Source organism: Methanobacterium sp. BAmetb5 (assembly GCF_003491305.1).
GTDB lineage: Archaea > Methanobacteriota > Methanobacteria > Methanobacteriales > Methanobacteriaceae > Methanobacterium.
In genome coordinates this window covers 1677501-1689823 of record NZ_CP022706.1, presented here as the reverse complement: position 1 = coordinate 1689823, position 12323 = coordinate 1677501, and the positions used below count along the sequence as shown (strand labels likewise).

Below are 12323 nucleotides of genomic sequence, written 5' to 3'. Positions count from 1 at the left end.
TTTGGAGGAAAAAAATCTGGGTAAGATATTAAAAGAAAAATTCAACCAGGGAGCTTCTTCCTATGACCGGCAGCGAAAACATGTAATCCCCTGTCTGGAAGATCTCTACGGAGTGACTTCTGATCTGGCCACTTCCCCTAATCCTAAACCAAAAATTCTGGATTTAGGTGCTGGAACCGGGCTTCTTACAAGTTATCTGCACCAGAGGTACCCTGAGGGCTGTTTCACTCTCCTGGATCTGTCAGAGGAGATGCTGCAAGTAGCTGAATCCCGGTTTAATAAAGACCCTAATTTTAGTTACATCGTTGGAGATTACCTTAAACATGATTTTGGAGATGAATTCGATATAATAGTTTCATCACTCTCCATCCATCACCTGAAACACTCCGATAAGAATTTCTTATACGGGAAAATTTACCAGCATCTTGGGCCTGGGGGTGTGTTTATCAACGCCGACCAGGTCCTGGGACCCCATCCTGCCAGTGAAGAGGAGTATCAGCGGAACTGGATGGAAAAGATACACCTGGGTTCCCTCTCTGAATCTGAAAAAAAGATAATACTGGACCGGATGAAACTGGATAACCCAGCCCGCCTACAAGATAACCTGAAATGGCTTGAAGAAATTGGTTATAGGGATGTAGATGTTTATTACAAATATTACAACTTCGTTGTGCTTTATGGCAAGAAATAAGGTTCAAATTAGATTTAAAGATATGAATACCAGGAAAAACTCAAGATCAGGATAATATTGGAGGCGATGGATTTGATTGAAACAAATAGTAACCTGCCGTTGGATAATAAAATCAGAGAAAAATCCCTTGACGAGGGGGCTGATTTCTATGGAGTGGCTGATCTGACTGCGGCCAGGGACTTCATTCAGGAGCAGGGAGGGGAAGAAGTGGCATCTTATCCGCGGGCTATCTCCATAGGAATAAGGATAATGGACAGTATTGTAGACCAGCTTCCCCATCGCCATGAAAAGGGAGTGGCAGTTAACTACCACCACCATGGTTATGACATAATCAACCGGCGGCTGGATCTGTTAGCTTCCAGTTTAAGCAGTCTGATCCAGAGTGAGGGTTTCCGCGCCCTGCCCTTACCTGCATCGGAACGTTACGATGATGAACGGATATGTGCCATGCTGTCCCATAAATTAGCCGCCCACCTGGCGGGACACGGTTGGATTGGTAAAAGTTGCCTTCTGATTACTCCGCGGGCTGGTCCACGGGTACGCTGGATAACCATACTCACTGATGCCCCACTGGAGATAACTGGTAGTCCCCTGGATGAGCACTGTGGTGAGTGCACAGATTGTGTAGACATTTGCCCGGTTTCTGCTTTCACGGGTGTGCCCTTTTCTGAGGAAGATCCGCGTGAAGTGCGATATGACGCCGCTAAATGTGAACAGTACCTCAACTCTGGGGAAGAATGGTCAGTCTGCGGTATGTGTGTTTATATCTGTCCCCATGGATTAAATAAAAAGAGTAAAAAAAATATCTCGGATTAATAGAATAGATGAGTAATTTGTAGATAAGATTAGATAAGTAATATCAGATAAGATTAGATAGATTAGATAAGATTAGTTCCATCCGTACAAACTATCTATTCATATTTTTATCTATTCATATTTTTCATGGCATAATATGTCTTTCATGGCTTTACGAGGCCTGGTTGCCGGATTTTCATCAGCATATCCCATGGTGAACATGGCCGGAACTCTAATATCTGAAGGAATATCCAGAATCTCCTTAATCGCCTCCTCATCAAAGGCACCTAACCAGCAGGTTCCCAGGCCAAGTTCTGTGGCTTCCAGCATCATGAAGGACACAGCAATGGACAGGTCAACGGTGTAGGCGTGCTGACCACAGGGCATGATCCTTTCAGATTCTGTTGAACAGGCCACAATGGTAACTGGTGCTTGTCCCACAAATTTTTGGTCATGGGCCGCACTTACCAACCTACTGCGGGTATTCTCATCCTTCACCACGATAAATTTCCATTCCTGACGATTGGAAGCTGATGGGGATATTCTAGCCGATTCCAATACTTTTATGAGTTTTTCCTTCTCGATTTCCTTATCTTTATATTTTCTAATGCTTTTCCTCTGGGTAATTGCTTCGAAAACATCCATAGAAACACATCTACCTACATTATTACATCTAAAATAAAACTCTCTGATTAAAAATTAAAAAAAATGAGAAAAAAATAGTTTTTTAAACTTGTTATCCCTCTTACTCTGCATCCAGCATTTCGCCGTATTCTATTTCTATCTGACAGCCTTTAGGACCACAGCAAAAGTGTTGTAAATCGAATTGTACTAGCATGTTTTTCACCTCGATAAGTACTTAACAATAATAAGAGTAACTAATTCTATTTAAAGTATGTACTGACAGAGAGAATATATACTTACATATTGTATACTTAGTATCATCTATGATAGTGTGGATTATAAGGGTATCTCGTATTTTACAAAAATTAAATACAAAGTAAAATTAAAAATGAATTCATGACAAGCATGTGAATTGAAGTGGTAATATGGCTGTTAACGGAGATAAAGGGGATTATATCTGTTCTGTGGAAGCTGCCGTTAATGAAATCGGTGGCAAATGGAAATCATTAGTATTATGTTCCCTAAAAGATGGTAAATTAAGATTTGGTGAAATTAACAATAAATTACCAGAAATAAGTCAGCGCATGCTCACCAAAACCCTGCGTGAATTGGAAAAAGACCGTATAATCAACAGAAAAGTGTATCCTGAAGTTCCTCCCCGGGTTGAATACTCATTAACTGCCAAAGGAGAGTCCGTACTACCTATTTTAGATGCTTTATGTGATTGGGGAAAGAAATACTGTGAATACAATGAAAACTAGGGAAATTAGTATATAATATTAATTAATTCAGCTCCCCTCAAATTAAACGTGGCAAAATGAAAATAGATACCCCTACCCCATCAAACTCTGGATTAAATCTATTTGATCTGGGAACCAGGAAAAAATTATTTTTAATTTTATGCACAGCTATTTTGTGGGTAGTAGCCCTAATTGCCTATTTCATTCCGGACTTCAATTACTGGTTAGTGGCCAGTTTTAACACACTGCGTACTGATCCCTTATTTGCAGGGTTCTGGTATTACTACACCAAATACCTGCTATACGTTATTGGATTACCCATTTCCATCCTTTATTTAGCTTCATTCAAACTTAATAATCTAAAACCTTACAGAATAGTATTTTTACTGGCCATAATGACCAGTGCCATTGGTACTCCCTTGGTGGACCCCGTCATGAAAGATTTATTCGCCGTTCCCCGCCCATGGGTACTTTATCCCGATATAAATAGTTTATATTATGTAAACGGTTTTTCTTTTCCCTCAGGACACTCATTCCAGGCATTTGCAGGTACATTACCCCTTATAATATGTTTTCTGACCAGTGATGATACTTTTAAAAGAAATGGGAAAACAGTGACTTTGGCTATTATCTTACTGATTTTTGCCATTACCCTGGCTTTTAGCCGCTTATTTGCAGGTGTGCATTTCCTTTCAGATGTATTATTCGGAATTGGCTTTGCAGTTATTTTAACCGTTATTTTAGCCAGTATATTGCAATGGTTACTGGATACCGGTAGATTAAACCTTAAAAATGAAAAATGGTACGCCTTAATATTTATTATAATGGTGTTCCTTAACCTGGTGCTCATCACCTAATTTAACAGCCAAATGCCTAAATGCCATAGTTCAAGAGTAAAAATTGGCGTAATACAGTTACTGCTCCTTCTGGTTTATTTGCTTAACAATAGTGGAGGCAAACACCGCCGCTCCAAAACCGTTGTCTATGTTTACCACAGCTATCCCCGGAGCACAGGACTGTAACATGGCGTTTAATGCTGTAAATCCTCCAGCCCCAACACCATAACCTACTGATGTGGGTACACCGATTACCGGGACATCCACTAATCCCGCAACCACTGAGGGTAACGCGCCTTCCATTCCAGCCACCACAATAAGGGCCTTTACATCTTCTTCTATCATCCGTCGGATTTGATGGAATAAACGGTGAATTCCAGCCACACCCACATCATAGGATGTTAGAACTTCACAACCTGCTTCTTCAGCCACTACCCGAGCCTCTTCAGCCACTGGTACGTCAGAAGTACCGGCAGTAATGATCCCGATCTTACCCTGCTTTTCAATCTCCCCATCTTTAATGAGTAAAATCCGGGCTTTTCGGTTGTATTCCACCTCATAACCACTATTTTGAATATTATCAAGTTTTAATTTGATATTATTGTATTTAGTTTCTTCCAATCTGGTTATGAGTACTCTACCCCTTTTTGCACATTCTTCAATGATCTTAATTAGCTCCGGTTCATCTTTACCTTCGGCAAAGATCGCTTCCGGGAATCCAGTGCGAAGATCACGGCCAGTATCTAATTTAGCAAAATCCTCCAATTCAACAATTTGCATGGTTTTAAGCATTTTTTCAGCTTCTTCCACTGATATATCGCCGTTGATTAGCTTTTGGAGTATTTTTTTCATACTATCGTTGCCTCATCAAATTTATATATAAAGCTGAAACATTAAAAACAATTCTATAAACTAAATCAGATCTTTACTTTGAATTTTTCTAATATTAATAAAGGGTTATCATATCCAATTGTCCTAAAACCGGTCCTGAAAATTTACCAGAAGAGGCATCAAATTGAAAAAAGCACGAATACTTGTTCAGGGAATAGTGCAGGGAGTGGGATTCCGCCCCAATGTTTATAGGATAGCTAAAGCACTGGGAATGAATGGATACGTGCGGAACCTAGGTAACGTGGTTGAAATAGTGGTGCAGGGAAATAAAGAAGATATTGAAACCTTCACCCATGATCTTAAACTAAAAAAACCACCCATAGCCAAAATTGATTCACTGGAGATGGAGTGGATGGAAAATGACCAGCCAGAGCTGCAAGGTTTCCAGATACTGGAAAGTTCCACCAATTTTTCCGGTTCATCGGTGATTCCCCCGGATGTGGCCACCTGTGACCGCTGCCTGGAGGAAGTTATGAGAGCTGGTGACCGTCGTCACCAGTACCCCTTCACGGCCTGCACTGATTGTGGGCCTCGTTTTACAGTTATCAGTTCCATTCCCTACGATCGCCAGCGAACCTCCATGGAAAAATTCCCTCTGTGCTCGGATTGCCTAGAGGAATATCAGGACCCTGAAGACCGACGTTACCATGCTGAGGCCACTTGCTGCCCGGTATGTGGGCCAGAAGTTTTTCTCTACCATGAAGGTAGAGTTGAATCAGATAATCCCCTTAAGGAAGCAGCCCGACTTCTGGATGAAGGCCATGTTCTGGCCATGAAAGGTATTGGAGGCACCCACCTGGTGGCCAGTACCCTGGAAGATGAAGCCGTCCTGAACTTGCGCAGGAGACTGGGTCGGATGAACCAGCCCTTTGCCTGCATGTCCCCGGATGTGGCCACCATTCAAAGCTTTGCTGAGGTGGCAGACTATGAGGAAGAGGCCCTTTTATCCCGAAACAGACCCATTGTTATCCTTAAAAAGAATCAGGATTACTATTTATCCCCCACTGTTGCCCCGGATCTCCATAACCTGGGGGTTATGCTCCCCTACTCTGCCCTGCACCATCTTCTTTTCACCTACACCGATACACCGGCTTACATCATGACCTCGGCCAACATGCCCGGGGAACCCATGCTCACCCATAACCAGGAAATAACCAGTAAACTGGAGGGAGTGGCTGACTATTTCCTCCTTCACAATCGTGAAATCATTAATAGGTGCGATGATAGTGTGGTACGCTTCCGTGGTGGCGATATGGCATTTATACGTCGTTCCCGGGGTTACGTTCCCGAACCATATGATCTTTCCCGTGTAAGCACTGATCTGAATGTCCTGGCCCTGGGTCCAGAGATTGATGTGACTTTTTCCCTGCTTAAAGAGGGCAGATGTTACGTTTCCCAGCATATAGGGGATACCACCAAGTACGAGACTTTCCTCTATCTCCAGAGAGCCATTGAGTACATGATGGGAATCACGCAGACTGATGATATTGATGTAGTGGCCTGTGATCTTCATCCCCAGTTTTTTACCACCAGACTAGCCCATGATCTGGGTGAAAGGTTTAACTGTCCGGTGCTGCCGGTTCAACACCACCATGCCCATGCTGCAGCATTATCCCTGGATTGGGGAGTGGATGAGTTTATATGCATTGCTGCTGACGGTGTGGGCTACGGTGCAGATGGCGGTGCCTGGGGAGGAGAAATAATCCATTACCACGGAGCAGAATACGAGAGGCTGGCCAGTTTAATTCCTCAAAAGATGCCGGGAGGAGATCTAACCACCCGCTATCCTGCCCGAATGATGATGGCCATGCTCCAACCCCATTACAACCAGGAAGAACTCCAGGATCTCATGAAAACCCACTACCTCGATTACTTCCCCCACGGAGCAAAGGAGGTGGATGTGGTGGCCAGCCAACTGGAGAAAAACTTCAACCTCACTGAAAGCACCAGCACCGGCCGGGTTCTTGACGCACTATCGGCCTGTCTCCAGATATGTGGGGAAAGGACCTATGAAGGGGAATGCGCCATGAAACTGGAATCAACTGCCTATCAGGGGGATGATACCTTCGAAATACCCCTTAAAATTTCACATTACAATGGAAGAGAGGTTCTCGACACTTCCCAACTACTTTTATCTGTTTTGGAAAGGAAACTGGAGGGAGAACCAGTTGCCGATGTGGCCTGTTCCGCCCAAAAAGCAGTTTCCCGGGGTTTGGCTGATCTGGCCATCCGAACCGCACGTAAAAATGACCTAGATACCATAGGGGGTTCGGGAGGAGTTTTCTACAACGAAGCGATTAGTATGACCATTAAAGAAGTTGTGGAAGATGCCGGTTATACTTTTATTCAACATAAAAATAGTTGTGCTGGTGATGGTTCGGTTTCCCTGGGACAGGCTGCAGTGGCTGCTTTAAAATACGGGAAAAAGATTTAAATGAATGAAACTATTTTTAATCAAGAATATATTAAAAATTAGTTATTAAAAACTAGTTTTAACCTGGACAAAAAAGTTTGAGGATTTAAATTTAAAAAAATGAGAAAAAAATAACCTTTTAATATTGATGTTAAAAAACTAAAAATTAAGGTTTCTCATCCGATGACTCATCCTCAAACATGACGGGCAGGTTAAGGGAACGTACCTTCAACGCCCTTTTCCTGGCATCAACCTGTTTTAACAGGAGTTCTGCATGTTTTTTGGCTTCGTCATAGTTTTTGATGAGGTTTTCCAGTTCAGATGAAACGTCTTCACCCATTCTGGCCCTTTCTTCCAGCATCTGCAGTTCCTGGAATTCATGCCCTGGTACTTTCACCCTTATGGTGCCCTGGCTGATGAATATTTGGAACTCCACATCATGGGAAATGTCGTAATATTTCCGAGGTCTTCCCCGCTCTATTTTCTGAAAATTTGAGCTTAAAAGGCCTGCTTCTTCCATGGCCCGCAAGTGTTCAATTATGGCCTTCTGACCAATTTCCAGTTCCCGGGATATCTGGCTGACAAAACGTGGCTCATCCCTTAGAAGGTCCAGTATGTCCCGGCGGGTTTTGCAGCCCATGACATCCAGTAATAGCTCTAAATCCATTTTTCATCCACTTTTTCTCTGTATATTAATTAATGTTGTTGATTTGATTTATCTATTTATCTAAATCAATCTCAGTTTCAATTAGCTCAAGTGATCTTCTATTCATTTATTATCTGTGTTTTAAAACCTCTCGGGGATGCCATTCAAATGAATGTTACCCCAAAAAGTATTATGAATTTTTTTTATAACCCTTGGTTATTATAATACAATTTTTTAGAAAGGTTTATATAACCTTTGGTAACTATAATTTTATATAACTTTTGGTAACTATAACCAGGGTGCAGAGAAAGGTTTATATAACCAATGGTAACTATAATGTTAAGTTGCTCAAATCTTCCCATCCCCGAATAAAGGTGAATAAATGACTGATAAAAAAGACATTGACCAGATGAAGGATGATCTGAATGAGTTAGAGTCAGAGATCCAGAAAAAAAATGATGAAATCAAGGAGAAGGAAGAGGAAATAAAGACCAAGGATGAAAAAATAGAACAATACCATGAACAGCTTTTAAGGCTTCAGGCCGATTTTGATAACTTCAAAAAACGAACCGAGAAAGAACTAAGTGAACAAATCCATTATGCCAATGAAAAACTCATTGTCAAGATACTGGACTCCTACGAGGATTTGGAGAGGGCCCTTAAATCCGGTAAATCCAATGATCTCCACGAAGGGGTGCAGATGATCCACCAGAACCTGAAAAAGATCCTGGAAGGAGAAGGCCTGGAAGAGATCCCTGCTCAGGGAGAGAAATTTGACCCCTACCAGCATGAAGCACTCATGGCCGAGGCTCATGATGACTTTGAGAATGGAGAAGTTATTGAAGAGCTTTGTAAAGGTTATAAATTGAATTCTAAGGTTATAAAGTATTCTAAAGTTAAAGTTTGCAAGAAATAACAAAAATTAGAGGTGAATTTGTATGGCTAAAACCGAAAAAATTATAGGAATTGACCTGGGAACCAGTAACTCTGCTGCAGCAGTGCTGGTGGGTGGTAAGCCAACCATCATACCCAGTGCAGAGGGAGCTACCCAGTACGGTAAATCGTTCCCCAGTTACGTGGCATTCACTGATGATGGTCAGCGTCTGGTGGGAGAACCCGCCAGAAGACAGGCAGTAACCAACCCTGAAAAAACCATCACCGCCATTAAAAGGCAGATGGGAACCAATTACAAGGTTGATATATCTGGTAAACAGTACACCCCACAGGAAATCTCAGCATTCATCCTGCAAAAGATAAAAAAGGATGCTGAAGCATTCCTGGGCGAAGAAGTGAAAAAGGCAGTTATTACCGTGCCTGCTTACTTCGACGACAACCAGAGAACCGCCACCAAAGATGCAGGAACCATTGCTGGACTGGATGTAGTGCGACTGGTTAACGAACCCACCGCTGCTAGCCTGGCCTACGGTATTGATAAGGCAAACGAAGATGAACTGGAAATAATGGTCTTCGACTTCGGGGGAGGTACCCTGGACGTGACCATCATGGAATTCGGAGGAGGAGTGTTTGAAGTTAGATCCACCAGTGGGGACACCAAACTGGGAGGAACTGACATGGACGCTTCCATCATGAATTACCTGGCTGCAGAGTTCAAAAAAGAAACCGGTGTGGACCTTTTAAATGATGACCAGGCCGTTCAGAGATTAAGGGAAGCTGCTGAAAAAGCCAAAATCGAATTATCTACCACCCTGAAAACTGAAATTAACCTGCCATTTATAACCGCCACCCAGGATGGGCCAAAACACCTGACCCACACCCTGACCCGGGCCAAACTGGAAGAACTGGTGGATTCCATCATCAAACGCTGTTCCGCACCTATGGAACAGGCACTGAAAGATGCCAAGATGTCCAAAGGTGATGTAGATAAGATCATTCTGGTGGGAGGACCTACCCGAATGCCCATTGTCCAGAAATTTGTGGAAGACTACATTGGAAAACCTGTAGAACGGGGAATCGATCCCATGGAATGTGTGGCTGTGGGAGCTGCCATTCAGGGAGGAGTACTCGCCGGTGAAATCAAGGACCTGGTCCTTCTGGATGTTACCCCCTTATCCCTGGGTATTGAAACCCTGGGAGGAGTGTTCACCAAGTTAATCGAAAGAAACACCACCATACCCACCAAGAAAAGCCAGGTATTCAGTACCGCTGCGGACAACCAGACTTCAGTGGACATACACGTCCTGCAGGGTGAAAGATCAGTGGCCAGTGGAAACACCACCCTGGGCAGATTCCAGCTGGTCGGAATACCACCAGCACCACGTGGAATGCCACAGATCGAAGTGACCTTTGACATAGACGCCAACGGTATCCTGAATGTATCTGCCAAGGATATGGGAACCGGTAAGGAACAGGCCATTACCATTACCGCCCCCAACAAGTTATCCGAGGATGAAATCGACCAGAAGATCCACGAAGCTGAACAGCACGCTGAAGAGGATAAAAAACGTCAGGAAGAAGTGGAAATCCGGAACAATGCCGACTCCATGATCTACACTGCAGAGAAGACCCTGGACGAACTGGCAGACAAAGTTCAACCGGATCAGAAAACCAAGATCGAAGGACTGGTCAAGGAACTCCGGGAAGTGGTTGGCGGAGATGACCTGGAATCCATCAAGAACAAAACTGAAGAATTAACCAAAGCAGTACAGGAAGTTGGAGCTGCCATCTACCAGCAGGCCCAGCAAGAACAGGCCCAACAGCAACAACAACAGCAGGGACAGGATGCAGACCAGGCTGGTCAGGATCCTCAAGATGATGACACCATCGATGCTGACTACGAGGTTAAAAAGTAAATCCACCCAACCAGAATTTTAGGGTGAGGATTTATTCCTCCCCTACCCCACACTTTTATTATATTTATTTTACTAAAATTGAAATACACAATGATTTAATATACTAATGGAAAATTTCATATAAGAAATAGAAATTTGATTCTAATTCCATTATCAATCAACATATTTGAGAGTATTTGAGGAAGATTAACCATGGCAGATAAGCGCGATTACTACGAAGTCCTGGGAGTGGAGAAGGGAGCCACCAAGAAAGATATTAAGAAGGCCTACCGTAAACTGGCCATGGAATATCACCCTGATGTGAGCGAAGACCCGGAAGCAGGCGAAAAATTCAAAGAAATCAGCGAAGCTTACGCCGTGCTTTCTGATGAAGAGAAAAGAAACACTTACGACCAGTACGGCCACGCAGGAATGAATGGATTCAGTCAGGAAGACATCTTCAACAATATAAACTTCGAAGACATCTTCAGAGGATTCGGATTCGGAGGAAGTAGTGGTGGAGGTGGAGGTGGCTTTGAAAGCATATTCGACCTCTTTGGATTTGGAGGAGGCCGCCGCAACGGACCCCAACAGGGTGATGATGTACTATACGAAATGAAGATCACCCTGGAAGAGGCTGCCCAGGGTCTGGAAGAGGACATTGAAGTCCCCCACAAAAAAACCTGCCCTCGATGTAATGGATCAAAAGCAGAACCCGGTACTGAAAGCCGGACCTGTGATGTCTGCGGCGGAAGTGGTCAGGTGAGACAGGTGCAGAACACTCCTCTGGGCCAGTTTGCCACTATACGCCCCTGCAGTGCCTGTCGCGGGGAAGGGAAAATAATAGACACTCCCTGCCATGAATGCCATGGTAAAGGTATTGTAAGACAAAAAAGCACCATCAACGTTAAAATACCCGCAGGAGTGGAAGATGGCAGCCGCTTACGTGTTCCCGGTGAAGGTGATGTGGGTAAACGTGGCGGACCACCAGGGGATCTCTATGTCCTTATCCGGGTGAAACCCCACCAGTACTTCCAGAGGGAAGGAGCCAACCTCCACTACGAAAAACCAATCAGCTTTGTACAGGCCACCCTGGGAGATAAAGTGGATGTGCCCACCATCGATGGAGAGGTGGAGCTTAAAATACCCGCTGGAACCCAAACTGGAACATCTTTCCGTATAAAAGGTCATGGAATGCCCCATCTAAGATGGAATGGTAAGGGAAACCTTTACGTGAAAGTCAAGGTAATCACTCCCCGAAAACTCAGTCCACGTCAAAAAGAACTCTTAGAAGAGTTTGCAGATATTAGTGGAGATGAAATCTATAATGAGGACAAAGGATTTTTTGATAAGGTAAAAGATGCCATAAGTCACTGAATACCTTCAATATCCCTTAAAGAATAGTTCCCTCAGGGGATCACCCCCTGAATTATTAATTTTTATTTTCATTCCATTACTCAGAAATATCTAATTTAAGGGTTTCGGAATAAGACTAATTTTAACCTCACCCCAGACCTACCTTATTTTCATAATTCCCCACCACCAAATAAAAGAGGGTGAGGATAACTATTTACTTTAGAGAAGCCAATTTTCATTTAATCAGACTTGCTGGAAAAAAAGTTCTAAAGAAGTGATTACGTGAATACCACTGATGAAAATTGCGAGATAAATGTAGAAGAAATACTGGATAAAATAAACAGTTACTTTGGTTTTGTGCCCAAAATATTCCAGGTTTTATCTGAAAATCCGCCTGTTTTAAAGGCTTACTTTGATAAAATGGAAGTTATGATGGTGGATGATGTTCTGCCACCATTAACCAAGGAATTTGTGTCTATTGGGGCAGCGGCCGCCCTGGGATCACCTCACTGTCTTAACACCCATCTGGAAGTGGCCCGGGA

At 43.3% G+C, this 12323-nt stretch carries 12 protein-coding genes (1 of these 12 only partly in view); 9 read left to right on the top strand and 3 right to left on the bottom strand.

What is annotated here, in order from left to right; translation table 11 throughout:
• Window position 1 precedes the first annotated feature (1 nt).
• Both CIT02_RS08210 and CIT02_RS08205 read left to right on the top strand, forming a co-directional pair.
• Window positions 2–691, top strand: a complete 690-nt coding sequence (locus CIT02_RS08210; RefSeq protein WP_292611428.1) for a methyltransferase domain-containing protein — start codon at window positions 2–4, stop codon at window positions 689–691.
• 72 nt (window positions 692–763) lie between these two features.
• Window positions 764–1507 (top strand): 4Fe-4S double cluster binding domain-containing protein, encoded by a 744-nt coding sequence (locus CIT02_RS08205; protein ID WP_292611426.1) that lies wholly within the window; start codon window positions 764–766, stop codon window positions 1505–1507.
• A 111-nt stretch (window positions 1508–1618) separates the two neighbouring features.
• Here CIT02_RS08205 and CIT02_RS08200 read toward each other — a convergent pair whose 3' ends face one another.
• Window positions 1619–2131: a nitroreductase family protein gene (locus CIT02_RS08200; RefSeq protein ID WP_292611424.1), complete on the bottom strand. Its 513-nt coding sequence runs from the start codon at window positions 2129–2131 to the stop codon at window positions 1619–1621.
• 404 nt (window positions 2132–2535) lie between these two features.
• On the opposite strand from CIT02_RS08200, the gene CIT02_RS08195 reads away from it, so the two are divergent.
• Window positions 2536–2871: a helix-turn-helix domain-containing protein gene (locus tag CIT02_RS08195; RefSeq protein WP_292611422.1), complete on the top strand. Its 336-nt coding sequence runs from the start codon at window positions 2536–2538 to the stop codon at window positions 2869–2871.
• Window positions 2872–2927: 56 nt separating this feature from the next.
• Window positions 2928–3707: a phosphatase PAP2 family protein gene (locus tag CIT02_RS08190; protein WP_292611420.1), complete on the top strand. Its 780-nt coding sequence runs from the start codon at window positions 2928–2930 to the stop codon at window positions 3705–3707.
• Window positions 3708–3764: 57 nt separating this feature from the next.
• Here CIT02_RS08190 and larB read toward each other — a convergent pair whose 3' ends face one another.
• Window positions 3765–4538, bottom strand: a complete 774-nt coding sequence (gene larB / locus CIT02_RS08185) for a nickel pincer cofactor biosynthesis protein LarB (RefSeq protein WP_292611418.1) — start codon at window positions 4536–4538, stop codon at window positions 3765–3767.
• 163 nt (window positions 4539–4701) lie between these two features.
• Here larB and hypF point away from each other — a divergent pair, with 163 nt between their 5' ends.
• A complete protein-coding gene (hypF, locus tag CIT02_RS08180) occupies window positions 4702–7011 on the top strand; it encodes a carbamoyltransferase HypF (protein WP_292611416.1) in 2310 nt (769 codons plus the stop codon).
• Between the two features lie 145 nt (window positions 7012–7156).
• On the opposite strand, the gene CIT02_RS08175 is transcribed toward hypF, so the two are convergent.
• Window positions 7157–7657, bottom strand: coding sequence for an ArsR family transcriptional regulator (locus CIT02_RS08175; protein ID WP_292611413.1), 501 nt, complete (start codon window positions 7655–7657; stop codon window positions 7157–7159).
• A 361-nt stretch (window positions 7658–8018) separates the two neighbouring features.
• On the opposite strand from CIT02_RS08175, the gene grpE reads away from it, so the two are divergent.
• The 4 genes from grpE to CIT02_RS08155 all read left to right on the top strand — a co-directional run.
• Entirely contained in the window at window positions 8019–8552 is a 534-nt protein-coding gene (grpE, locus tag CIT02_RS08170) for a nucleotide exchange factor GrpE (protein WP_292611411.1), read from the top strand.
• A gap of 22 nt (window positions 8553–8574) precedes the next feature.
• Window positions 8575–10446 (top strand): molecular chaperone DnaK, encoded by a 1872-nt coding sequence (gene dnaK / locus CIT02_RS08165; protein ID WP_292611409.1) that lies wholly within the window; start codon window positions 8575–8577, stop codon window positions 10444–10446.
• Window positions 10447–10638: 192 nt separating this feature from the next.
• Window positions 10639–11802: a molecular chaperone DnaJ gene (dnaJ, locus tag CIT02_RS08160; protein WP_292611407.1), complete on the top strand. Its 1164-nt coding sequence runs from the start codon at window positions 10639–10641 to the stop codon at window positions 11800–11802.
• Between the two features lie 261 nt (window positions 11803–12063).
• Window positions 12064–12323, top strand: partial view of a carboxymuconolactone decarboxylase family protein gene (locus CIT02_RS08155; protein WP_292611405.1) — the 5' portion only. 115 nt of this gene lie beyond the right edge of the window; only the first 260 of its 375 coding nucleotides appear in the window; its start codon is at window positions 12064–12066; the stop codon falls past the right edge of the window.

Excerpts from the sequence above, each read along its gene's own strand:
- CIT02_RS08200 (WP_292611424.1), bottom strand. The coding sequence starts at position 2,131 with ATGGATGTTTTCGAAGCAATTACCCAGAGGAAAAGCATTAGAAAATAT.
- CIT02_RS08195 (WP_292611422.1), top strand. The coding sequence starts at position 2,536 with ATGGCTGTTAACGGAGATAAAGGGGATTATATCTGTTCTGTGGAAGCT.
- CIT02_RS08190 (WP_292611420.1), top strand. The coding sequence starts at position 2,928 with ATGAAAATAGATACCCCTACCCCATCAAACTCTGGATTAAATCTATTT.
- larB (WP_292611418.1), bottom strand. The coding sequence starts at position 4,538 with ATGAAAAAAATACTCCAAAAGCTAATCAACGGCGATATATCAGTGGAA.
- CIT02_RS08175 (WP_292611413.1), bottom strand. The coding sequence starts at position 7,657 with ATGGATTTAGAGCTATTACTGGATGTCATGGGCTGCAAAACCCGCCGG.
- grpE (WP_292611411.1), top strand. The coding sequence starts at position 8,019 with ATGACTGATAAAAAAGACATTGACCAGATGAAGGATGATCTGAATGAG.
- dnaK (WP_292611409.1), top strand. The coding sequence starts at position 8,575 with ATGGCTAAAACCGAAAAAATTATAGGAATTGACCTGGGAACCAGTAAC.
- dnaJ (WP_292611407.1), top strand. The coding sequence starts at position 10,639 with ATGGCAGATAAGCGCGATTACTACGAAGTCCTGGGAGTGGAGAAGGGA.